The sequence below is a fragment of the Citrobacter sp. MGH105 genome (assembly GCF_001037485.2).
In the GTDB taxonomy this organism is placed as follows: Bacteria; Pseudomonadota; Gammaproteobacteria; order Enterobacterales; family Enterobacteriaceae; genus Citrobacter; species Citrobacter portucalensis.
The window spans coordinates 2,800,068-2,823,406 of the sequence record NZ_CP073048.1; the positions used below are offsets into that span (position 1 = coordinate 2,800,068).

Genomic DNA, 23,339 nt, shown 5'->3' on the forward strand with positions numbered 1-23,339 from the left:
TATGTCGCTTAAAACCGTTAAATACTTCTCCACTATTATAGTCGCTGCAATCGCAGTTTTCGCCGGATGGTGGATGTGGAATTACTATATGCAGTCGCCCTGGACACGTGATGGCAAAGTACGCGCTGAGCAGGTCAGCATCACGCCGCAGGTGTCAGGCAGCATTAGCGAACTCTATGTAAAAGATAACCAGTTTGTGAATAAAGGCGATGTCCTTTTTATTATCGACAAGACGCCATTTCACATTGCTGAACTGAATGCGCAAGCGCAACTGGCAAAAGCGCAGTCTGACCTGGCGAAAGCCAATAACGAAGCCAACCGCCGCCGTCATTTATCGCAAAATTACATCTCAGCCGAGGATCTGGATACCGCAAATCTCAACGTGAAAGCCATGCAGGCAAGCGTTGAAGCAGCAGAAGCCAGTCTGCGCCAGGCCCAGTGGCAACTGACGCAAACGGTGGTCAAATCCCCCGTGGCGGGCTGGGTCACAAACCTGTCTACCCGTACCGGTGATTACGCCTCAACCGGTAAGCCCCTGTTTGCCCTTGTCGACAGTCACTCTTTTTATGTGATGGGATATTTTGAAGAAACCAAATTGCGCCATATTCGAGAAGGCGCACCTGCGACGATTACGCTCTACAGCGGCAATATAAAGTTACAGGGTCACGTTTCCAGTATTGGCCGTGCCATCTACGATCAAAGTGTGGAAAGTGATTCCGGCCTGATTCCCGACATCAAACCCAACGTGCCGTGGGTGCGTCTGGCGCAGCGTGTCCCGGTACGCATCGAATTCGACGCCTTGCCGCGGGAGGTCACGCTTGTGTCAGGTACAACCTGCAGCGTATCCATCGGCCAGCGTAAATGAAACTGCCCCGCCTGACACCAGGCAATTTGCCGTGGTTTAAAGCCACAGCGGCACAGTGGCGTTATGCGCTGCGTAACACCATTGCGATGTGTCTGGCGTTAACTTTTGCTTATTATCTGAATCTGGACGAGCCCTACTGGGCGATGACCTCGGCGGCGGTGGTTAGTTTTCCCACCGTTGGCGGGGTTATCAGTAAAAGTCTGGGTCGCGTGGCGGGTAGCCTACTGGGAGCCACCGCCGCATTGATTATTGCCGGTCATACTCTCAATGAGCCGTGGCTGTTTTTGCTGAGCATGTCAGTGTGGATCGGTTTTTGTACCTGGGCATGCGCGCATTTCACCAATAACGTTGCCTACGCCTTTCAACTGGCGGGTTATACGGCGGCGATCATTGCGTTTCCCATGGTCAATACCGTGGAAATTACGCAGTTATGGGATATCGCGCAGGCACGCGTGTGTGAAGTCATCGTCGGTATCCTGTGTGGCGGCGTGATGATGATGATCCTGCCCAGCACCTCCGATGGCACCACGTTACTGACTGCATTGAAAAACATGCATTCACGTTTACTGGAACATGCCAGTCTACTCTGGCAACCAGAAACCACGGATGCCATTCGCACAGCCCATGAAGGTGTTATCGGGCAGATTCTGACCATGAACCTGCTGCGTATTCAGGCATTCTGGAGTCATTACCGCTTTCGTCGCCAGAATGCTTTGCTCAATTCGCTGTTGCACCAGCAGTTACGGATGACCAGCGTGATTTCCAGCCTGCGCAGGATGCTGCTGAACTGGCCTAATCCCCCGTCCAACACCCGGGAAATCATCGAGCAGTTGCTCAGTGAACTAATAAAATCCAATGCGAATAGCTACACCGTCGCATGTATTATTGCCCCGCTGCGGCCCGTCGATGCCCGCGACTATCGACACGTCGCCTTCTGGCAACGACTGCGTTATTTTTGCCGGCTCTACCTGCGCAGCAGTCATTATCTGCATTTACTGGAAAATGGTGTTACCGCCGAGCGTATTAATATCGCCCGCACGCCGGGACTTGCCCGTCATACCGATAATGCGGAAGCTATCTGGAGCGGGTTGCGTACGTTCTGCACTTTGATGCTTATCGGCGCATGGAGCATTGGTGCACAATGGGAATCAGGCTCTGGCGCACTCACGCTCGCCGCGATCAGCAGTGTGCTGTATTCCGCCGTTGCCACACCGTTCAAGTCGCTTTCTTTGCTGATGCGTACGCTGGTTCTACTGTCGCTATTTAGCTTTGTGGTTAAGTTTGGCCTGATGGTGCAAATTTCCGACCTCTGGCAGTTTATTCTCTTTCTCTTCCCACTACTCACCACCATGCAACTGTTGAAGCTACAAATGCCTGCCCTGGCAGGTCTTTGGGGGCAGCTGATTGTATTTATGGGTTCGTTTATCGCGGTGACCAATCCGCCGGTATATGATTTTGCTGATTTCCTGAATGACAATATGGCGAAAATCACCGGCGTGGCGCTGTCATGGCTGGCCTTCGCCATTCTGCGCCCCGGATCGGATGCACGGAAAAGTCGCCGCCATATTCGCGCCCTGCGCCGGGATTTTGTCGATCAGCTCAGCCGACATCCATCACTCAGTGAAAACGAATTTGAATCGCTGACCTATCATCACGTCAGCCAGCTCAGCAACAGTCAGGATGCGCTGGCGCGACGCTGGTTATTACGTTGGGGGGTCGTTTTACTGAACTGCTCGCATGTGGTGTGGCAACTGCGCACCTGGGAGGCGCGTTCCGATCCGCTGGCTCGCGTCAGGGACGTGTGTATCTCGCTGCTACGCGATGTAATGAGCGAACGTGGCGTCCAGCAACGACCACTGAATGCCACGCTGAATGAGCTACAGCGCATCTGCGATACGCTTGCCCACCATCATCAACCCGCTGCGCAGGAACTGTCGGCACTGGTCTGGCGGCTACACTGCTCGCTTTCACAACTCGAACAGGCGCCGCCGCCGGGCACTCTCAGTCGTTGATTATTTGATAACACCACAGGCGTAGCGCGCTCCGCCACCGCCAAGCGGTTTCGGTTGATCGGACATATTATCGCCGCCCACATGGATCATCAGCGCCTTACCTTTAACCTCATCGAGCGTTTTCAGCCGCGGCGCAACGACCGGCGTTGTGGCGTTACCGTCGTTATTCACCACCAATAGCGGCAGGTCGCCCATATGACCTGCGCCTTCCGGGCCTTCATGTTTGCCGGTTTGATGCGGATCATAATGGCCACCAGCCGATTCTGCGGCTGAGGCTTTCCCTTCTTTAATCGCGGGTTGGCAGCTGCCGTTCATATGCACATGGAAGCCATGTTCACCTGGCGGCAACGCTTTCAGATCGGGCGTAAACTCCAGCCCCTTTGCGGTTTCAGCAATAGTGACCGTACCAATCGCCTGGCCGACGCCTTGCGACGTGACCAGATTCATCGTCACTTTTTCTTCACTGGCAGCCTGCGCACCTGCACAGGCGAGTAGAGTGATGATGGCCAAACTCAAACGCTTCATAAGACCTCCGTCCAAAAGGTGTCTGATTGTTAAGTGTAAACCAGTGACACAATTTTGAACGGAGATGCGCCAAAAACGCGATTAGGGTACGTCGTAACCCAGCGCCGCTTTACGAATGCGGAACCATTGCTGGCGAGACATGTTCAGCGACTCAGACTCAATGGCAGCACGTACGCGCTCTATTTTTCCTGAGCCAATAATCGGTAGCGGCTGAGACGGCAGACGTAAAATCCAGGCGTATACCACCTGCTCAATAGATTGCGCATTCAACTCTTCAGCGATCACAGCAAGCTCATTACGTAAAGGCTGGAAAGCATCATCATTAAACAGGCGACCACCGCCGAGACAGGACCAGGCCATCGGGCGAATGCGCAGCTGTTGCAGTTGATCTAAAGTACCATCCAACAGGAGCGGCTGATGTACTGGTGAAATTTCTACCTGGTTGGTCGCCAGAGTAAACGGCAGACGCGATTGCAGCAATGAGAACTGTGCCGGGGTGAAGTTGGAGACGCCAAAGTGACGCACTTTGCCACTATGGTGCAATTTTTTAAAAGCGTCGGCGACATCGTCAGCATCCATAAGCGGATCGGGACGGTGGATCAGCAGCAGATCAATATGATCGGTCGCCAGCAGCTTCAGCGACTCTTCTGCACTGGCAATAATATGTGCACTGTCGGTGATGTAGTGGCCCAGCGCATTTTCCGCGCGCGCCGTCGTCGCGATCCCGCATTTGGTCACAATCTGCATTTTTTCACGCAAATGCGGAGCCAGTTTCATTGCCTCACCAAACGCCGCTTCACACTGGTATCCACCGTAAATATCGGCGTGATCGACGGTGGTCACGCCAAGATCCAGATGCTCTTCAATAAAGCTGACTAGCTGGCGCGCGGACATATTCCAGTCCATCAGGCGCCAGTACCCCATCACAAAGCGAGAAAATTCCGGGCCTTGCGGCGCAATAGTAATACGCTGAACCATAGCAGCTTCCTTTTAAGTGAATGTGCCTCGAGTATACGCAATTACGCTTTTAAAAGAGTGAAGGTTGTTGCGGTTCTTCCGAAGGGTTGGCTTTGGTTGCACGTAATTTACGCATCAGGCGCTGACGACAAAGCCGCAGCACTTCCTGCTTTTGGGTATCGCTCATCTTTTGCCAGTTAAAACGCTCATCCCGACTGCGAAAACAGCCACGACAAAAGCCGCGTTCGTCAGACTGACATATTCCACGGCATGGGCTCTGGACGGGGAAAAACTCCAGCTGTTCGGCCACATCCCCTCCTTTAACAAGATTGATATACTTATTGAAGACGTTAACTGAATTTCTCGCAAGCGCTATTGCATTAGACCGACTGGTCTATTACACTCCTTTTCATGAACAAAATCACTGAACACGATACACGCGAACATCTGCTGGCGACTGGCGAACTGCTGTGTATGCAGCGCGGCTTCACCGGCATGGGTTTAAGCGAACTACTGAAAACCGCTGAAGTACCCAAAGGTTCGTTTTATCATTATTTTCGCTCTAAAGAAGCGTTCGGTGTCGCGATGCTGGAACGCCACTATGCGGCCTATCATCGGCGACTGGCTACGCACTTTGATACGGGAGCGGGAAACTATCGCGACCGCATTCTGGCCTACTATCAGGAAACCCTGAATCAGTTTAGTCAGCACGGCATTATTAGCGGCTGTTTAACAGTAAAACTGTCTGCCGAAGTGTGCGATCTGTCAGAAGATATGCGCACTGCGATGGATAAAGGCGCGCGGCACATTATTGTGCTGTTAGCGCAGGCGCTGGAGAAAGGTCAGGCCAGCCATTGTCTGTCTTTTGTTGGCGAGCCGTTACAGCAGGCGCAGGTACTGTATGCGCTGTGGCTTGGCGCCAACCTGCAGGCCAAGATTTCTCGTAGCGCCACTCCGCTGGAAAATGCGCTGGCGCACGTTAAAAACATCATCACAACGCCTGCCGTTTAACAGGCGTTTTTATTTTCTTTATTACTAGACGACCGGTCTATTCAGGAGTGCACATGTCATCTGAAAAACTGTTTTCCCCACTGAAAGTGGGTGCCATTACGGCAGCAAACCGCGTATTTATGGCGCCACTGACGCGTCTGCGCAGTATTGAGCCTGGCGACATCCCTACTCCGCTGATGGCCGAGTATTACCGTCAACGCGCCAGCGCGGGGCTTATCATCAGCGAAGCGACGCAGATTTCCGCACAGGCGAAAGGCTATGCCGGAGCACCCGGCTTACATAGCGAAGCGCAAATTGCCGCATGGAAGAAAATCACTGCTGCCGTACACGCTGAGCAAGGTCATATTGCTGTCCAGTTGTGGCACACTGGACGCATCTCTCACGCCAGTCTGCAGCCAAACGGTCAAGCTCCAGTTGCACCTTCCGCGATTAGCGCTGGAACCCGCACCTCGCTGCGCGATGAAAACGGCCTGGCAACGCGTGCCGATACCTCAATGCCACGTGCGCTGGAAACTGAAGAGATTCCGGGCATCGTTAATGACTTCCGTCAGGCGATAGCAAATGCGCGCGAAGCGGGTTTCGATATGGTTGAACTGCACTCTGCCCACGGCTACCTGCTGCACCAGTTCCTGTCGCCAACGTCTAACCAGCGTACCGATCAATACGGTGGCAGCGTCGAAAATCGTGCGCGTCTGGTACTGGAAGTGGTTGATGCCGGTATTAAAGAATGGGGTGCCGATCGCATTGGTATTCGCGTCTCGCCGATTGGCACTTTCCAGAACGTAGACAATGGTCCAAACGAAGAAGCCGATGCGCTGTATCTGATTGAACAATTGGGCAAGCGTGGAATCGCTTACCTGCACATGTCTGAGCCGGACTGGGCCGGTGGCGAGCCGTATTCCGATGCGTTCCGCGAAAAAGTGCGCGCGCGCTTCCACGGCCCTATCATTGGTGCTGGTGCTTACACCCCAGAAAAAGCAGAAGCGCTGATCGAGAAAGGTTTGATCGACGCCGTTGCTTTTGGTCGCGCCTATATTGCTAACCCGGATCTGGTGGCGCGTCTGCAACGCAAAGCAGAACTGAATCCGCAACGTGCCGAGAGCTTCTACGGCGGCGGCGCGGAAGGTTACACCGACTATCCTACCCTCTAACGTCACAATCTCCGTTCTGCCATTGATAGCGGCGTAACAACGCCGCTATACTAAAACAACATTTTGAATGTATTAGCCATTTTCGAAGGGGAAAAAGATGCGTTTACTCCATACCATGCTGCGCGTGGGTGACCTGCAGCGTTCCATCGAGTTTTATACCAACGTGCTGGGCATGAAGCTGCTGCGTACCAGCGAAAACCCTGAATACAAGTACTCTCTGGCTTTTGTCGGCTACGGTCCTGAAACCAGTGAAGCAGTAATCGAACTGACCTATAACTGGGGTGTCGACAAGTATGATCTGGGTACTGCCTATGGCCATATCGCCCTGAGCGTAGACAACGCGGCTGAAGCCTGTGAACGTATTCGCCAGAATGGCGGTAACGTAACGCGTGAAGCAGGTCCAGTAAAAGGCGGCACCACAGTGATTGCGTTCGTTGAAGATCCGGACGGCTACAAAATTGAGCTGATCGAAGAGAAAGACGCCGGGCGCGGCCTGGGCGATTAATCACCCCCTCGGGCGCAGATCGTCTGTGCCCATAGTTTTATACTCATCATTTTGCCATAATACGCGCTGCAATTTTCCCGTATTAAGAGACCCAGATGTCCGATAACGCTCAACTTTCCGGTCTGTGTGACCGTTTTCGTGGTTTTTATCCTGTCGTCATTGATGTCGAAACCGCAGGGTTCAATGCCAAAACCGATGCGCTGCTTGAGATTGCCGCCATCACACTGAAAATGGATGAACAAGGCTGGCTGATGCCGGACACGACGTTACATTTCCACGTAGAGCCGTTTGAAGGTGCCAATTTGCAACCGGAAGCGCTCGCCTTTAACGGTATTGACCCTAACAATCCGCTACGCGGTGCGGTCAGCGAATATGATGCTCTGCATGCCATCTTCAAAATGGTGCGTAAAGGCATTAAAGATAGCGGCTGCAATCGGGCAATCATGGTGGCGCATAACGCTACGTTCGACCACAGTTTCATGATGGCTGCAGCAGAACGCGCCTCGCTCAAACGTAATCCGTTCCACCCATTTGTAACCTTTGATACAGCGGCATTAAGCGGTCTGTCTCTGGGGCAGACGGTGTTGTCAAAAGCGTGCCTGGCGGCGGGAATGGAGTTTGACGGGAATCAGGCGCACTCGGCGCTGTATGACACCGAACGCACGGCCGTGCTGTTTTGCGAAATCGTTAACCGCTGGAAACGTCTCGGCGGTTGGCCTCTTCCCGTGCCTGAAGAAGCGTAACGGCGACATAAAAAAAGCGACCATTTCAGGTCGCTTTTTTACTTCTGCTGGTATTACTCAGCGTCCGGCTCTTCGGTTTTGTATTTCGCTGCTGTTTCTTTAATCAGCTGCTGCAACTCACCGCGCTGGTACATTTCGATCAGAATGTCACAACCGCCAACCAGCTCACCATCAACCCACAGCTGTGGGAAAGTTGGCCAGTTTGCGTATTTCGGCAGTTCGGCGCGAATATCCGGGTTCTGCAGAATATCAACATAAGCAAAGCGTTCACCACAGGCTGACAGCGCCTGCACAGCCTGTGCGGAGAAACCGCAGCTTGGCAGTTTAGGGGAACCTTTCATGTACAGGAGAATCGGGTTTTCAGCGATCTGGCGCTGGATTTTTTCGATAGTGGTGCTCATTATCTTGCTTCCTTAAACTTCTTTTACGGCAGTAGTCTGACATTGTAACGGGTCAGACAGGCAACGGAAAATAACATTTTCATTACGCGTTATTATTTTATCCCCTGACGCTAAAAGTTGCATTCACAATCTCACTTATCCCCTTCAAACATGTGGATTTGATTATCTGTTCACCAATTCTATCTCTATTTGCTGTTTTTTTTTGCGGTCGGTTACGAAACGCAGTTTTAAACTAAAAAAGCTATTAACTTTCCCTCTTTCTATAGATTAGAATCGTCAAGTTTTGAAAATCACACGCAGGCACGATAGACCTGCCTTACCAGAGGACTGCTCAGTGGCGCGGATAAACCGAATCTCGATCACGCTCTGTGCTTTACTTTTTACTACACTGCCCTTTACGCCTATGGCTCATGCTTCCAAGCAGGCCAGGACGACACCTACCAATTCTCACACCATCAAAACGGTAGATAAAAAGAAAAGCGCAACAACCAGCCAAAAAACAACAAAGACCAGTAAGAAAACGGCGACAAAAACCACCAGCAAAACCAGCACCAAAACCGCTTCCTCTTCTAAAAAACGCACTGCCACTCCGGCAAAGTCGACTAAAACTGCAAATCGCCGTGGTAAAACTGCCGCAGCACAAACCGCAGCCGTTACCTGGACGGAAAAATGCACACCGCGCAAAGGTCATAAACCACGCTGCGTGAAGGTGAAAACCACTGCACCGACTACGCTTGCTGATGCACATAAAGTGAAAGTGCAGAAAGCGACTAAAACCGCTATGTCCACCTTGATGAACCAAATCGGCAAACCTTATCGTTGGGGCGGCTCCTCGCCAAGAACCGGGTTTGACTGCAGCGGTCTGGTTTATTACGCCTATAAAGATCTGGTGAAGTTCCGCATTCCGCGTACCGCGAATGAAATGTACCATCTGCGTGATGCCGCACCAATTGAACGTGGCGAACTGAAAAATGGTGATCTGGTATTCTTTCGTACCCAGGGTCGCGGAACAGCCGATCACGTCGGCGTCTACGTCGGCAACGGTAAGTTTATTCAGTCACCGCGCAGCGGGCAGGAAATTCAAATCACCTCTCTGAGCGAAGATTACTGGCAGCGCCACTATGTGGGCGCTCGTCGGGTAATGACGCCAAAAACAATTCGCTAAAAACTTACCCTACAGAACATGCTGTAGGGTAAGTTCTTCTTTTGCATAACCTTTCAATTTGCTACCCTATCCTTACTCACAATGAGGCTATTGTGTGTACTCAATATAAATAATAAGGAGAGAAGCAATGTCGTTTGAATTACCTGCATTACCGTATGCCAAAGATGCTCTGGCACCGCACATTTCTGCCGAAACGCTGGAATATCACTATGGCAAACACCATCAAACCTACGTGACCAATCTGAACAATCTGATTAAAGGCACGGCGTTTGAAGGCAAATCACTGGAAGAGATCGTTCGTAGCTCTGAAGGCGGTGTATTCAATAACGCAGCACAAGTATGGAACCACACGTTCTACTGGAACTGCCTGGCACCGAACGCCGGTGGCGAACCAACCGGTAAACTGGCTGATGCAATTGCCGCCTCCTTTGGCAGCTTTGCAGATTTCAAAGCGCAGTTCACCGATGCCGCTATCAAAAACTTCGGTTCTGGCTGGACCTGGCTGGTTAAAGGAACGGATGGCAAACTGGCTATCGTCTCCACCTCCAACGCAGGTACTCCGCTGACCACCGACGCGACGCCGCTGATGACCGTTGACGTATGGGAACACGCCTACTACATCGATTATCGCAATGCCCGTCCTGGCTACCTGGAACATTTCTGGGCACTGGTGAACTGGGAATTTGTTGCGAAGAACTTCGCAGCATAAAAAAGATAACGCAGAAGGACTTCCTTCTGCGTTTTTGCATTAATTCGCGGTAGTGAAAGCCTCTTCAGGCTGTCTTCTTGCGGAAATGAACACCAGTAGCAGCGCAAGTCCCGCCACAATCGCCCCCATCACCGGCACAAAACTGTAGCCCAGGCCGCCAGATATCACCGCCCCACCGGCTGCCGCACCTAACGCATTCCCCAGGTTAAACGCGCCAATATTGACTGACGATGACAATCCAGGCGCTTCGCTGGCAACGCGCATCACACGCATCTGCAACGGTGGAACGACCGCAAACGTCGCCGCGCCCCAGACCACCATACTGACCGCCGCTCCCAGCTCATTACGCGCAAGGAAAGGAATGGCCAGCATAATAACCATCAGCAGCAGTAAAAAGCCTTTCAGCGTACCGTTGACTGAACGGTCAGCCAGTTTGCCGCCAAAATAGTTACCGATCGAGAAGCCAACGCCTATCAACACCAGCATCCCGGTAACAAATGCCGGTGTAGCATGAGTGATAGTATGCAGAACCGGCGAGATGTAGGTATACAGCGTGAACATCGCCCCAGCACCCAGTACGGTAGTCAGTAACGCCGACAACACCTGTGGGCGCATCAACACCGCCAGTTCGCTTCGGACATCCGGGCGCTCTCCTGCTCCACCCTTGGGTAGTGAGAAGAACAGGCTGACCATCGCAATGACGCCCAGCCCTGCAGTGGCCATAAACGACATACGCCAGCCGATGGTTTCACCAAGCCAGGTTGCCGCCGGAACGCCGCCAATATTGGCGATGGTTAACCCCATAAACATCGTTGCCACGGCGCTGGCCTGCTTATGTTTGGGTACCACACTGGCTGCAACCACAGAACCGAGACCAAAAAAGGCTCCATGGTTAAGACTGGTCAAAATACGCGATAGCATCAGCGTGGTGTAATCCGGCGAGATAGCCGAAAGCACATTACCCAGCGTGAAAATCGCCATCAGGAATATCAAAGCATTACGTCGCGCACGATGAGACAGCAGCAATGTCATCAGCGGTGCACCTACCATCACACCTACCGCATAAGCGCTGATCAGCATGCCAGCCGCCGGAATCGAGACGTCCACACCTTTGGCAATGACGGGCAACAACCCCATTGGCGAAAACTCGGTGGTGCCAATACCAAACGCCCCGATTGCCAGCGCCAGTAAAGGGTAATTGATTTTCATATTTCGACTCCATATCGTCGAGCCGTGGCACGACATAAAATAAGAGTCAAAAGCATGACATTGATCGCAAAATTAATAAAGTTAACAAAACTGCAAAAGACTTTTGCTTATTCGCAAACAATAGAGGGGAAAAACGAGTCGAAGGGATGAGGGAGAGCTAACTCCCTCGGGGAAATCAATGCAGCGCTGCGGTCAGACCACCCGCGACGATCAAACCCAGAACAATAATGGTAGTCACTAACGAAAATTTCAGATCGGTGCTCATCAAGTTTTCTCCTTTTTATTCCCACACAAAAAGTGATATTGCGCATTTTTACACACTTGAAAGCAAAAATCTCTCACGATTTATATTGATAACTGCTTTTAACTCTTCCCCTTTTCGTTAAGATCAGACAAAATTCCACGCTTACTTGATTAGCGTACCGGCCATTGACCCCTTCCTGACGTTCCGTGTCGTTTTCCCGGCGTGCCGCAACCCTTACGTTGCGATAAGGGTGTGTAAAGGCAAACGTTTACCTGGAGTATTCTCAGGAGCTTAGGATATGGTCTGGAGTGAGATGTAATGGCAACAATTAAAGATGTAGCGAAGCGAGCAAACGTTTCCACTACAACCGTATCACACGTAATTAACAAGACGCGCTTTGTCGCGGAAGAAACACGTAATGCTGTCTGGGCAGCAATCAAAGAACTGCACTATTCTCCGAGCGCAGTTGCCCGCAGCCTGAAGGTAAATCACACCAAGTCTATCGGCTTGCTGGCGACCAGCAGCGAAGCGGCCTATTTCGCCGAAATTATCGAAGCCGTTGAGAAAAACTGTTTCCAGAAAGGCTATACCCTGATCCTGGGTAACGCATGGAACAGTCTCGAAAAACAGCAGGCTTATCTGTCGATGATGGCGCAAAAGCGCGTTGATGGTCTGCTGGTGATGTGTTCTGAGTATCCGGAGTCGCTGCTTTCGATGCTCGAAGAGTATCGCCATATCCCGATGGTCGTTATGGACTGGGGCGAAGCAAAAGCCGACTTTACTGATACGGTCATTGATAACGCCTTCGAAGGCGGTTACATGGCGGGCCGGTATCTGGTAGAACGCGGTCATCGTGAGATTGGCGTGATCCCTGGCCCAATGGAACGTAACACCGGGGCCGGGCGTCTGGCTGGCTTTATGAAAGCGATGGAAGAAGCGCTGATTAAAGTGCCTGAAAACTGGATTGTCCAGGGCGATTTTGAGCCTGAATCCGGCTACCGCGCCATGCAGCAAATTCTGTCGCAGTCTCATCGTCCGACCGCGGTCTTCTGCGGTGGCGATATTATGGCAATGGGTGCGCTGTGCGCCGCTGACGAAATGGGACTGCGCGTACCGCAGGATGTCTCACTCATCGGCTACGACAACGTGCGCAACGCCCGCTTCTTCACGCCGGCCTTGACGACCATTCACCAGCCGAAGGATTCACTGGGTGAAACGGCCTTCAACATGCTGTTAGACCGTATCGTGAATAAACGTGAAGAGTCACAGTCTATCGAGGTGCATCCGCGCCTGGTTGAGCGTCGCTCCGTTGCCGACGGTCCGTTCCGCGATTACCGCCGTTAAGCCTGTTGTGCGGGAGTCTCATCTGGCTCCCGCAGCCATTCCTTGTTCAACGTTTCACTATCTCCTAAATAGTCCAGCAGCCAACTCAATGCCGGTGACGTATCGTTCTGCTGCCATGTCAGACAACATGCGGCATCAGGAAAGGGGTTCTCCAGTTGCAGCGCAACCCATTTACCGCTATCGATCCACGGCTTGGCAAAATGCGTCGGTACCATGCCCACGCACAATCCCGCGGACAAACAGGTCGCAGAAGATTCCCAGTCCGGCACGACGACGCGCTTTTGGTTGTCCAGCAGCCAGGTAATACGCTTCGGCAATGTTCGGGAGGTATCTTCGCGCACCAGTGACGGCCAGTTGCGCAACGTGTCATCACTTAACGGTCCAGGCATTGACGCTAGTGGATGATGGCTGGCTACCACGCAGCTCCAGCTCAGCATTCCCATATCGCGGAAGGTATACCGCCCCCCGACCGGAATGGCCTGTGTGGCCCCGATGGCCAGCTCCACACGCCCATCAGACAGTGCGTCCCACACGCCGTTAAACACTTCCTGAAAAACTAACAACTCCACATCATCAAAGTGACGGTAGAAATCCACGATCATCTGTCGGGTACGATCCGGGCGGACAATGTTATCGACGGCGATCGCCAGCTGTCCGCGCCAGCCGTTGGCAATTTGCTGACATTGCTGGCGCGTGATCTGCATTTTTTTGATAACAGAGCGGCCTTCTTTTAAAAACCATGCCCCGGCAGGCGTTAATTCCACATCCCGATGGCGTCGCTCAAAAAGTGGCACCGCCAGCCACTCTTCCAGCTGGCGCACGGTGTAGCTTACCGCCGAAGGTACACGGTGCAGCTCCTGCGCGGCCGAACTAAAACTGCCGTTACGCGCTACCGCATCAACCACTTCAAGTGAATATTCCGACCACATATTCTGCCTGCAAAAAATTTGAAATCAGTAAGCAAATATTAGCGTTTCACAGCGAGAATTACACTCACTACACTCAGCGGCATTGTTCTACTGCTAAAAAAGAGAAATGATGATGCAACCTGGGAAAGGGTTTTTAGTCTGGCTGGCAGGTCTTAGCGTGCTCGGTTTTCTGGCAACGGATATGTATCTACCCGCCTTTGCTGCTATTCAGTCCGATCTGCAAACACCTGCATCTGCCGTCAGCGCCAGCCTGAGCTTGTTCTTAGCCGGTTTTGCCGTCGCGCAACTTTTGTGGGGGCCACTTTCCGACCACTACGGTCGCAAACCTATTTTGCTACTGGGTTTATCTATCTTTGCACTGGGCAGTCTGGGCATGCTGTGGGTTGAAAACGCCACTGGTCTGCTGGTACTGCGATTTGTTCAGGCCGTTGGCGTCTGTGCGGCATCGGTTATCTGGCAAGCGCTGGTGACCGATTATTATCCTTCACAAAAAGTAAACCGCATCTTTGCCACTATTATGCCGCTGGTCGGGTTATCTCCTGCACTCGCCCCGCTATTAGGTAGTTGGATCCTGGTACATTTTTCCTGGCAGGCCATTTTTGCCACTCTGTTTGCCATTACTCTGATTCTGATGCTTCCGGCTCTGCGTCTAAAGCCAACGGCTAAAGCGCGCGATGACAGCCAGGATAAACTGACTTTCGCCACCTTGCTGCGCTCGAAAACTTACCGTGGAAACGTGCTGATTTATGCCGCCTGTTCCGCGAGCTTTTTCGCATGGCTGACGGGTTCCCCGTTCATCCTCAGCGAAATGGGTTATAGCCCAGCGGTAATTGGTCTGAGCTATGTTCCGCAAACTATCGCCTTCTTAATTGGTGGTTACGGCTGTCGTGCAGCGCTGCAAAAATGGCAGGGTCGTCAGCTGCTGCCCTGGTTACTCATTCTGTATGCCTTCAGCGTTGTAGGCACCTGGGCGACCGGCTTTATTCATCATGTTGCATTGGCTGAAATCCTGATCCCATTCTGCGTTATGGCGATTGCGAACGGCGCGATCTACCCTATCGTTGTCGCGCAGGCATTACGCCCTTTCCCACAGGCCACGGGATGCGCAGCCGCATTGCAGAATACGCTGCAACTGGGTTTATGCTTCCTGGCAAGCCTTGTCGTTTCCTGGTTGATTGCCACCCCGCTGCTGACCACCACCAGCGTTATGCTGACAACAGTATTGCTGGCTGCTGTGGGTTACAAAATGCAGTCGCAGAAAACTGACGCCCCGCAAACAGATGATCGTGCGCAAGTTGCCCACGGAGAGTCGCACTAATAATGGTTGCGGGCATTTAGTTAGCCCGCTAACAATTATTGGTTGAATCGTCAAAAATTCAGGCATATACTGATTTTCAGTTGTTAAAAAAACGATAATTTTAATGCGTTAACGGGGACAAGAACGTTCCCGTTTTACCACGGATGGCCTTTTCGGCAAGGGTTTCTCCCTTCCTCTGTTCTACGTCGGATTATAGATTCGCGGATTAATTCCGTGAGATTTCTCACAAAGCCCAAAAAAGCGTCTACGCTGTTTTAAGGTTCTGATCACCGACCAGTGATGGAGAAGCTATGAGTTCATCATGTATAGAAGACGTCAGCGTACCGGATGATGACTGGTACCGCATTACCAATGAATTATTGAGCCGTGCAGGTATTGCTATTAATGGCCCTGCACCGGCTGATATTCGAGTAAAGAACCCCGATTTTTTCAAACGCGTATTGCAGGAAGGATCGTTAGGGTTGGGTGAAAGTTATATGGATGGCTGGTGGGAATGCGACCGGCTGGACATGTTTTTTAGTAAAGTCTTGCGCGCCGGTCTTGAAAACCAACTCCCCCGCCACTTTAAAGATACGCTACGTATCGCCACGGCTCGCCTGTTCAATTTACAGACCAAAAAACGTGCGTGGATGGTCGGCAAAGAACATTACGATTTGGGCAACGATCTCTTTACCCGCATGCTTGACCCCTATATGCAGTATTCCTGCGCCTACTGGAAAGATGCCAACACTCTGGAATCTGCCCAGCAGGCGAAGCTCAAAATGATTGCTGAAAAATTGCAACTGAAGCCAGGAATGCGGGTGCTTGATATTGGCTGTGGCTGGGGTGGTTTATCCCAGTTTATGGCATCGCAATATGGCGTGAGCGTGGTGGGTGTGACCATTTCGGCAGAACAGCAGAAAATGGCACAGGAACGTTGCGCTGGGCTGGATGTCACCATTTTGCTGCAGGATTATCGCGACCTGAACGACAAATTCGACCGCATTGTCTCCGTCGGCATGTTTGAACATGTTGGACCGAAGAACTACGCCACCTATTTTGAGGTGGTCGATCGTAATTTAAAACCGGATGGTCTCTTTTTACTGCATAGCATCGGCTCCAAAAAGACCGACAATAACGTTGATCCGTGGATCAATAAGTATATCTTCCCAAACGGGTGTTTGCCGTCAGTTCGCCAGATTGCCAACGCCAGCGAACCACATTTTGTGATGGAGGACTGGCATAATTTTGGCGCGGATTACGACACGACGCTGATGGCATGGCACGAGCGTTTCATGAGCTCCTGGCCTGAAATCGCCGATAACTACACCGAACGTTTCAAGCGGATGTTCAGCTATTATCTGAACGCCTGCGCCGGGGCGTTTCGTGCTCGAGATATTCAGCTATGGCAGGTGGTCTTTTCCCGCGGTGTTGAACACGGTCTGCGCGTTCCCCGCTAATCGTTTTCGCCCCCGTAGCAACGGGGGCTTTACTCTCAGGCTTAGGCTCCCGCTTCGCCCGTTATGTTGCTGATGGCGCTTTCACGCGCCGCCAGGACACGCTCAACGGTATCAACCACCGCCTGCGTTTGGGGATCGATTTCGATATTAACCCGTGCGCCCAGCTTTTTCTTGCCAAGCGTCGTACGCTCCAGCGTTTCCGGGATCAAATGTACACAGAAACGCGTCGGCGTCACTTCACCGACCGTCAGACTGATACCGTCAATACCAATAAATCCTTTGTACAGGATATATTTCATCAGCGACGGATCCTGGACTTTAAACCACACCTGACGGTTATTCTCCGAGGTCAGAATTTTCGACACTTCGGCAGTGGTCATAATATGGCCCGACATTAAATGTCCGCCAATCTCATCACTGAATTTTGCCGCACGTTCAACGTTAACCAAATCTCCAACCTTCAGATCGCCCAGGTTGGTGATACGCAGCGTTTCTTTCATCAGGTCGAAGCTTATCTGGTTACCGTTAATTTCGGTGACCGTCAGGCAGCACCCATTGTGGGCAACCGATGCGCCGGTCTCCAGCGCATCCAGCATATATTCAGGCAACTCCACAACATGCGTACGAAAATTCGGTTTTTCATCAATGGACACCAATTTTGCGGTGCCCTGCACAATACCCGTAAACATACTTCCTACTCCTGAACTCAATTAAGACATCTCTGCACAGCACAATAGCAGGTGGAAATTCAGGTTGCCAGCAATGCGCCACCAGCGCCTGTTTTTTCACTGGAGAATTACGTATTCCTCGCTACAATAGACTGAAATTTCCCCTGCTTTTTCTCCTTGCTGCCATATAAGGCGGCTTTTTTAGTCTCTCAAATAACAACAATATAGTGGTGTACACGTGCAAAAGTATGTAAGTGAAGCGCGTCAGTTATTAGCTCTGGCAATTCCGGTGATTCTTGCGCAAATCGCTCAAACCGCAATGGGATTCGTTGATACCGTCATGGCGGGCGGATACAGCGCGACGGATATGGCGGCAGTCGCCATTGGTACGTCCATCTGGCTACCGGCCATTCTGTTTGGTCACGGACTACTGCTGGCGTTGACGCCGGTAATTGCGCAACTCAATGGTTCCGGACGCCGCGACCGTATCGCCCATCAAATACGTCAGGGATTCTGGCTGGCGGGCAGCGTCTCCGTGCTGATTATGGTTGTGCTATGGAATGCGGGGTACATTATTCGCTCCATGCATAACATCGACCCGGCACTTGCGGATAAAGCCGTTGGCTACCTGCGTGCCCTGCTGTGGGGCGCACCGGGTTATCTGTTCTTCCAGGTAGCCCGTAACCAGTGCGAAGGATTAGCCAAGACTAAACCGGCGATGGTGATGGGCTTTCTCGGCCTGCTGGTGAACATTCCGGTCAACTACGTTTTCATCTATGGGCATTTAGGCATGCCGGAACTGGGCGGCGTAGGTTGTGGTGTGGCAACAGCAGCGGTTTACTGGGTGATGTTTGTCGCCATGCTCTCTTACGTCAAACGTGCGCGTTCGATGCGCGATATCCGTAATGAGCGTGGTTTCCTGAAACCTGACACTGCAGTAATGAAGCGTCTGGTACAGCTGGGGTTACCTATCGCGCTGGCGTTATTTTTCGAAGTGACGTTGTTTGCGGTGGTCGCGCTGCTGGTTTCTCCACTGGGGATTGTCGACGTAGCCGGACATCAGATCGCACTGAACTTCAGCTCGTTAATGTTCGTCCTGCCAATGTCTCTGGCTGCCGCCGTCACCATTCGTGTCGGTTATCGTCTGGGCCAGGGTTCGACGCTGGATGCGCAAACCGCAGCCAGAACGGGTCTGGGTGTCGGTGTGTGCATGGCGGTCGTAACAGCGATTTTCACCGTGACATTCCGCGAGCATATTGCCCTGCTCTATAACAATAACCCGGAAGTTGTCGCCCTGGCGGCTCAGCTCATGTTACTGGCCGCTGTGTATCAAATTTCGGACTCTATCCAGGTTATTGGCAGCGGGATCCTGCGTGGTTATAAAGATACGCGTTCCATTTTCTTTATTACCTTTACGGCATACTGGGTGCTGGGCCTGCCGAGCGGTTATATTCTGGCGCTTACCGATCTGGTAGTTGACCGGATGGGACCGGCGGGATTCTGGATGGGCTTTATTATCGGCCTGACCTCTGCGGCGATACTGATGATGCTGCGGATGCGGTTTCTACAACGCCAACCATCAGCGGTTATTTTACAACGCGCTGCGCGATAACCTCATAAAAGCCGCCGCCAGGCGGCTTTTTTCGCCTCAAAAGGGGCTGGCGTTTTTGGCGTTCATCCACGCTTCACTAATGGGATGCCTGAAATGCAGTTCACTGGCATGTAGCATCAGCCGTGACGTTTGTTCAGTCCCCGGCAGCAGACGTCCACCGTACAGATCGCACCCCAAAATAGGATGTCCCAACTGCTGACAATGGATCCGTAGTTGATGGGTGCGCCCGGTTTCAGGGGTCAGTTGCACCCGCGTCAAGGGGAGCAACGTCCCCTCTTCCTGACGATGATAAAAACGCTCGACAACCTGATAGCGCGAGCGCGCGGGTTTGCCGTTGAGAGCACAAATCGACATCAATGGAAACAGCGCCGGGTCTTTGGCAATCGCGGCGTCGATAACCCCTTCGTCGTTCTCCAGATGCCCGCATAACAGCGCACTGTACACCTTAGTGACCGTCCGCTGGCTGAACTGCTGGCAAAGCGCGGCGTTAATAGCCTTGTTACGAGCGACCACCATCAGCCCAGAGGTGCCGAAATCAAGCCGATGTACCAGCGTGCAGCCAGGGTAAATCTGTACCAGCCGGTGATGTACCGAATCGAGATTCTGCGGATTTTTGCCCGACAGGCTAAGCAACCCGCTGGGTTTATTGATGAGCACCAGATGCTCGTCCTGATAGAGGGTCTCTATCTCGTCATGGCAAGGCGGGGCAATAAAGGTATCGAAGATCGTAGACATCAGGCGGCCAGAATGTGGTGTGGGAACGGATGATAACGAATTTTCACCACAGTGGCGAATCTGAGCATTGACCCAATGGCTGACATGGTAGAGTGTGATTTATCCTGAGTGCGATGAGAGGGTTACTCTGTGCAACAAATCGATTTTTACATGGTGGATGCCTTTACCACCACGACATTTGGCGGTAATGCCGCAGCTGTCTGTCCGCTCACGGACTGGTTGCCCGATGAAACATTATTAAAGATGGCGCAGCAGCATAACCAGTCAGAAACTGCTTTTTTTGTCGCCAATGAGAATGGCTTTGAGCTGCGTTGGTTTACCACTCAAGGTGAAATCAATCTGTGTGGGCATGCCACGCTTGCCGCTGCGCATGTCATCTTTGAACATCTGGATTACCCGGATACGAAAATCCATTTTGCTACCCGCTTTGTAGGACCGCTGACGGTCACGCGCTGCGGTGAATGGCTGACGCTTGATTTTCCAGCCTGGCAAAGCGAATCTGCCATGCCGCCCGCTTTACTGCTGGAAACATTAGGCATCACCGAATACAAAGAGGTGCGTGTGGCACGCGATTACATGGTAGTGCTGGAAAATCAACAGCAGGTTGAGGCTGTTCGCCCCAACATCCACGCCATGATTCCGCTGGGGAAAATGGTATGCATCACCGCGTCGGGTGACGGGGAATACGATTTTGTCAGCCGTTTCTTCTGCCCGGGTGAAGCCGTCGCGGAAGACCCGGTCACAGGCTCAGCACATAGCATGCTGATCCCTTACTGGGCTGAAAAACTGAATAAAACACAGATGCTGGCACGCCAGGTCTCTGAACGCGGCGGGGATTTACGCTGCCAGTTAGCAGGAACCCGTGTTTATATCAGTGGGCAGGCGATAACTTATCTGACCGGTAAAGTGCTGTTGCGCTAGCAGCCTTACCCAAAATAACCAATCCATGGAGGATTTATGTCGAACAAACTCGTGCAGATACACTTTGATTTTCATGGTCCGTTTGGGGCTGAGATGTCGAATCAGCTCGTTGAACTGGCAGAATCAATCAACCAGGAGCCGGGGTTCATCTGGAAAATCTGGACCGAGAACGAAGCAAATCACGAAGCGGGAGGCATCTACCTGTTCCAGGACGAAGACACCGCTCAGACCTATATCAAAAAGCATACCGCCCGCCTGAAGCACCTGGGTGTGGAGGAAGTAACGTTCAAAATCTTCGATATCAATGAACCGCTAAGTAAAATTAACCACGGTCATATCAGCTAAACTTTTGCCTTAGACGCCCCCTCCCGGGGCGTTTCTTCATTTCCCCCTGCTTTCCCCTTTCAACAGCGATATCCCCGTCACCGCTCCAGGACAGTGATTTAGCCTGGGCCACGTTTGCAGTAGTTCACAAAATCAGCGTTAGCGAAAACTATCGCTGGCCGAACGCACTATGAAGGAGTATAAAATAATACAAACAGTATTATTTTAAACAAAATGAATCACAAACGGCGACTGGAGATTCTCATATGACCGCGGACATTACACTGAACTCATCTGCTGGAAGCTTCCCGCCAGCAGGTCATTACTCGCACAGTACAACGGCTGGCGGATTCGTCTTCATTTCCGGGCAATTGCCGGTCACTTTCGACGGCGAGAAAAAAGCGGATGCCTCTTTTGAAGATCAAACCCGGCTGGTACTCAAGAATATTGATGCTTGTCTGGCTGGTGCTGGGGCATCACGTCAGCATCTGGTGTCTGTTCGCGTCTATGTGACGGATATGAACCAGTGGCCGACGTTTAACAAAATCTATGGAGAGTGGATCGGCGATTTCCGTCCATCCCGTGCAGTAGCAGGTGTTGCGGAACTTCATTATGGTTTTGCGCTGGAAGTTGAAGCTATTGCGTTGGCCCCGCAAGCGTGACATTTAACAACATACAGGTGAACAACAATGACTGAAATGACACTGCCTGATTATTACGATGTTGCCGCTGCGGCAGAGCGCATCGCAGATTATGCCAACAAAACGCCGGTGATGACCTCCCGAACGGTAAATGAAGAATTTGGCGCGGAAGTCTTCTTTAAGTGCGAAAACTTCCAGAGAATGGGCGCCTTCAAATTTCGCGGCGCTATGAATGCGCTACGCCAGTTCACCCCACAACAACGCGCTGCGGGCGTCGTGACGTTTTCTTCCGGCAACCATGCACAAGCCATTGCCCTGTCGGCAAAGTTGTTAGGCATTCCAGCAACAATTATCATGCCGCATGATGCCCCGGCGGCCAAAGTTGCGGCGACGAAAGGCTATGGCGGAAAAGTGGTAACTTATGATCGCTATACTGAAGATCGTGAAAAAATTGGTCGGGACCTGGCAGAGAAACAGGGGGTAACGCTGATCCCCCCTTACGACCATCCGCACGTGATCGCAGGCCAGGGCACCGCCACAAAAGAGCTAATTGAAGAAGTGGGTCAGTTAGACGCCCTTTTCGTGTGTCTGGGCGGTGGCGGCCTGCTCTCAGGATCCGCCCTGGCGGCCAGACATCTGTCTCCTGACTGCATCATCTATGGTGTCGAACCTGAGGCGGGTAACGATGGTCAACAGTCGTTTCGTAGCGGCAAAATAGTTCATATCGATACGCCCAAAACCATTGCTGACGGTGCTCAGACTCAACATCTCGGGAACTATACGTTTCAGATTATCAAGCAAAACGTGAACGATATTCTGACTGTTTCAGACGCTGAGTTAATCGCCTCAATGAAATTTATCGCTGAACGCATTAAAATCGTCGTTGAGCCGACCGGGTGTTTGGGTTTTGCTGCCGCCAGAGCGCGTAAAGCTGAGCTTCGCGGCAAGAAAATCGGCATTATCATCAGCGGTGGAAACGTGGATATCAGTCGCTACAGTGAATTTCTGGCCGGATGATAAACAGGGTATCTGCCATGCAGATACCCTACTTTTACTGTCTGTACACTCCCGTCTGGAAAAACGCTCCCAGGTCACTGTAAACTGGCAACAGACATCACCGCAGGAGACTGGCATGCCAAAAACCGACAATAACTCGCTTCTCAGCCAAATTGATACTATCGCCAGGGGATTGAGTGAGACCTTCTCTCCGTTTTGCGAAGTGGTGGTTCATGACCTCAAAAATCCAGAACATGCCATTTTGTCCATCCATAATAATCTTTCCGGACGTCAACCTGGCCAGCCAGCAACCGAGCTTGGCCTGGCGAGAATCGCATCACCTGACTTTCCCAGCATCATTGCGAACTACAGTAATCAGTTTGCCGATGGCCGTCCGGTGAAAAGTACCTCCATTGGCATCAAGGACGAAGACGGCAAATACGTAGCGGCACTTTGCCTGAATGTCGATATGACGCTGTTCCGTGGTATGCAGAGTGCTCTTGCGCGTTTTACTGAAACTGAAAATTCCCCCATTAAGGAACATATCGATCCCGGCAGTAATGAAGTCATTCGCCAGCGTATTGATGACTTTGCCGCTAAACGCGCCACGACGGCCCGAGCCCTTAAACCTCAAGACCGTAAGCTGCTGATTCAACAATTACGCCAGGACGGTTTGCTGAACGTACGCAAATCTATGGATACGGTTGCACAGCATCTGGGCGTATCGAGGGCCACCGCCTATCTGTATGCCCGCCAGTCAGCTCAGGCGGGTGATTAAACGGGTTCAGATAGACCACACTTGCCGCGTATAGAATTTCTGTCCTTGATTCCCGACACGAAGCGCTCCCGCTCCACTAAAGGTGGCTTCGTGCCCGATATAGTTACCCACCAGTAAACAACCAAATCCAGCTGCAG

General features: G+C 51.9%; 25 protein-coding genes and 1 pseudogene. 17 read left to right on the forward strand and 9 right to left on the reverse strand.

The window, feature by feature from the left end; genetic code table 11:
* Position 1 precedes the first annotated feature (1 nt).
* Complete coding sequence (locus tag SK35_RS13380) at positions 2–865, forward strand: efflux RND transporter periplasmic adaptor subunit (RefSeq protein WP_048214266.1); 864 nt, start codon at positions 2–4, stop codon at positions 863–865.
* Positions 862–2,902 (forward strand): annotated as a pseudogene (locus SK35_RS13385) (FUSC family protein). The gene SK35_RS13380 and the pseudogene SK35_RS13385 overlap by 4 nt, the downstream one beginning before the upstream one ends.
* On the opposite strand, the gene sodC reads toward SK35_RS13385, so the two are convergent.
* From sodC to SK35_RS13400, 3 genes are all read right to left on the reverse strand, one after another.
* Positions 2,878–3,402 (reverse strand): superoxide dismutase [Cu-Zn] SodC, encoded by a 525-nt coding sequence (gene sodC, locus SK35_RS13390; protein ID WP_048214268.1) that lies wholly within the window; start codon positions 3,400–3,402, stop codon positions 2,878–2,880. The pseudogene SK35_RS13385 and the gene sodC sit on opposite strands and share 25 nt — an antisense overlap.
* Before the next feature lie 81 nt (positions 3,403–3,483).
* Complete coding sequence (locus SK35_RS13395; RefSeq protein ID WP_048214269.1) at positions 3,484–4,380, reverse strand: aldo/keto reductase; 897 nt, start codon at positions 4,378–4,380, stop codon at positions 3,484–3,486.
* Between the two features lie 49 nt (positions 4,381–4,429).
* Positions 4,430–4,669 (reverse strand): DUF1289 domain-containing protein, encoded by a 240-nt coding sequence (locus SK35_RS13400; RefSeq protein WP_048214270.1) that lies wholly within the window; start codon positions 4,667–4,669, stop codon positions 4,430–4,432.
* A 101-nt stretch (positions 4,670–4,770) separates the two neighbouring features.
* Here SK35_RS13400 and SK35_RS13405 point away from each other — a divergent pair, with 101 nt between their 5' ends.
* The 4 genes from SK35_RS13405 (at position 4,771) to rnt (ending at position 7,769) form a co-directional block, all read left to right on the forward strand.
* Positions 4,771–5,370, forward strand: a complete 600-nt coding sequence (locus SK35_RS13405) for a TetR/AcrR family transcriptional regulator (RefSeq protein ID WP_003832766.1) — start codon at positions 4,771–4,773, stop codon at positions 5,368–5,370.
* A 53-nt stretch (positions 5,371–5,423) separates the two neighbouring features.
* Positions 5,424–6,521 carry an alkene reductase gene (locus tag SK35_RS13410; protein WP_032943320.1) on the forward strand — a complete coding sequence of 366 codons (1,098 nt, stop codon included), beginning with the start codon at positions 5,424–5,426 and terminating at the stop codon, positions 6,519–6,521.
* Positions 6,522–6,618: 97 nt separating this feature from the next.
* Positions 6,619–7,026: a lactoylglutathione lyase gene (gloA, locus tag SK35_RS13415; RefSeq protein ID WP_003832762.1), complete on the forward strand. Its 408-nt coding sequence runs from the start codon at positions 6,619–6,621 to the stop codon at positions 7,024–7,026.
* 95 nt (positions 7,027–7,121) lie between these two features.
* Positions 7,122–7,769: a ribonuclease T gene (rnt, locus tag SK35_RS13420; RefSeq protein ID WP_003029200.1), complete on the forward strand. Its 648-nt coding sequence runs from the start codon at positions 7,122–7,124 to the stop codon at positions 7,767–7,769.
* 53 nt (positions 7,770–7,822) lie between these two features.
* Here the strand turns inward: rnt and grxD are convergent, their stop codons facing one another.
* Positions 7,823–8,170 (reverse strand): monothiol glutaredoxin 4, encoded by a 348-nt coding sequence (gene grxD / locus SK35_RS13425; protein WP_003832760.1) that lies wholly within the window; start codon positions 8,168–8,170, stop codon positions 7,823–7,825.
* Positions 8,171–8,504: 334 nt separating this feature from the next.
* On the opposite strand from grxD, the gene SK35_RS13430 reads away from it, so the two are divergent.
* A complete protein-coding gene (locus SK35_RS13430; RefSeq protein ID WP_003832759.1) occupies positions 8,505–9,335 on the forward strand; it encodes a C40 family peptidase in 831 nt (276 codons plus the stop codon).
* Between the two features lie 127 nt (positions 9,336–9,462).
* Positions 9,463–10,044, forward strand: coding sequence for a superoxide dismutase [Fe] (sodB, locus tag SK35_RS13435; RefSeq protein ID WP_003029205.1), 582 nt, complete (start codon positions 9,463–9,465; stop codon positions 10,042–10,044).
* Positions 10,045–10,083: 39 nt separating this feature from the next.
* Here the strand turns inward: sodB and SK35_RS13440 are convergent, their stop codons facing one another.
* On the reverse strand, positions 10,084–11,253 hold the full coding sequence (locus tag SK35_RS13440) for an MFS transporter (RefSeq protein WP_008784665.1): 1,170 nt from the start codon (positions 11,251–11,253) through the stop codon (positions 10,084–10,086).
* Between the two features lie 175 nt (positions 11,254–11,428).
* Positions 11,429–11,518 (reverse strand): cytochrome bd-I accessory subunit CydH, encoded by a 90-nt coding sequence (cydH, locus tag SK35_RS13445; RefSeq protein ID WP_003029209.1) that lies wholly within the window; start codon positions 11,516–11,518, stop codon positions 11,429–11,431.
* A 297-nt stretch (positions 11,519–11,815) separates the two neighbouring features.
* Here cydH and purR point away from each other — a divergent pair, with 297 nt between their 5' ends.
* Complete coding sequence (purR, locus tag SK35_RS13450) at positions 11,816–12,841, forward strand: HTH-type transcriptional repressor PurR (RefSeq protein ID WP_003832757.1); 1,026 nt, start codon at positions 11,816–11,818, stop codon at positions 12,839–12,841.
* Here the strand turns inward: purR and punR are convergent.
* On the reverse strand, positions 12,838–13,770 hold the full coding sequence (gene punR, locus SK35_RS13455) for a DNA-binding transcriptional activator PunR (protein ID WP_003029215.1): 933 nt from the start codon (positions 13,768–13,770) through the stop codon (positions 12,838–12,840). The two genes, purR and punR, sit on opposite strands and share 4 nt — an antisense overlap.
* Before the next feature lie 112 nt (positions 13,771–13,882).
* Here punR and punC point away from each other — a divergent pair, with 112 nt between their 5' ends.
* Together punC and cfa are read left to right on the forward strand one after the other, a co-directional pair.
* Complete coding sequence (punC, locus tag SK35_RS13460; protein WP_048214271.1) at positions 13,883–15,088, forward strand: purine nucleoside transporter PunC; 1,206 nt, start codon at positions 13,883–13,885, stop codon at positions 15,086–15,088.
* Positions 15,089–15,378: 290 nt separating this feature from the next.
* A complete protein-coding gene (gene cfa, locus SK35_RS13465) occupies positions 15,379–16,527 on the forward strand; it encodes a cyclopropane fatty acyl phospholipid synthase (RefSeq protein WP_048214272.1) in 1,149 nt (382 codons plus the stop codon).
* Between the two features lie 41 nt (positions 16,528–16,568).
* Here cfa and SK35_RS13470 read toward each other — a convergent pair whose 3' ends face one another.
* Positions 16,569–17,216: a riboflavin synthase gene (locus tag SK35_RS13470; RefSeq protein WP_003832752.1), complete on the reverse strand. Its 648-nt coding sequence runs from the start codon at positions 17,214–17,216 to the stop codon at positions 16,569–16,571.
* A gap of 217 nt (positions 17,217–17,433) precedes the next feature.
* Between SK35_RS13470 and mdtK the strand changes: the two genes are divergently transcribed.
* Positions 17,434–18,807 carry a multidrug efflux MATE transporter MdtK gene (mdtK, locus tag SK35_RS13475; protein WP_048214273.1) on the forward strand — a complete coding sequence of 458 codons (1,374 nt, stop codon included), beginning with the start codon at positions 17,434–17,436 and terminating at the stop codon, positions 18,805–18,807.
* A 36-nt stretch (positions 18,808–18,843) separates the two neighbouring features.
* Here the strand turns inward: mdtK and SK35_RS13480 are convergent, their stop codons facing one another.
* Positions 18,844–19,542 carry an RluA family pseudouridine synthase gene (locus SK35_RS13480; protein ID WP_008784660.1) on the reverse strand — a complete coding sequence of 233 codons (699 nt, stop codon included), beginning with the start codon at positions 19,540–19,542 and terminating at the stop codon, positions 18,844–18,846.
* 129 nt (positions 19,543–19,671) lie between these two features.
* Here SK35_RS13480 and SK35_RS13485 point away from each other — a divergent pair, with 129 nt between their 5' ends.
* From SK35_RS13485 to SK35_RS13505, 5 genes are all read left to right on the forward strand, one after another.
* Positions 19,672–20,463, forward strand: coding sequence for a PhzF family phenazine biosynthesis protein (locus SK35_RS13485; protein ID WP_048214274.1), 792 nt, complete (start codon positions 19,672–19,674; stop codon positions 20,461–20,463).
* 36 nt (positions 20,464–20,499) lie between these two features.
* Positions 20,500–20,808 carry a monooxygenase gene (locus SK35_RS13490; RefSeq protein ID WP_008784658.1) on the forward strand — a complete coding sequence of 103 codons (309 nt, stop codon included), beginning with the start codon at positions 20,500–20,502 and terminating at the stop codon, positions 20,806–20,808.
* A gap of 245 nt (positions 20,809–21,053) precedes the next feature.
* Positions 21,054–21,449: a RidA family protein gene (locus SK35_RS13495; RefSeq protein WP_003832744.1), complete on the forward strand. Its 396-nt coding sequence runs from the start codon at positions 21,054–21,056 to the stop codon at positions 21,447–21,449.
* 27 nt (positions 21,450–21,476) lie between these two features.
* The gene (locus SK35_RS13500; RefSeq protein WP_048214275.1) at positions 21,477–22,445 is read left to right on the forward strand and encodes a threo-3-hydroxy-L-aspartate ammonia-lyase; all 969 of its coding nucleotides are present in this window, start codon (positions 21,477–21,479) and stop codon (positions 22,443–22,445) included.
* Positions 22,446–22,560: 115 nt separating this feature from the next.
* The gene (locus tag SK35_RS13505) at positions 22,561–23,202 is read left to right on the forward strand and encodes a helix-turn-helix transcriptional regulator (RefSeq protein ID WP_048214276.1); all 642 of its coding nucleotides are present in this window, start codon (positions 22,561–22,563) and stop codon (positions 23,200–23,202) included.
* The last annotated feature ends 137 nt before the right edge of the window (positions 23,203–23,339 follow it).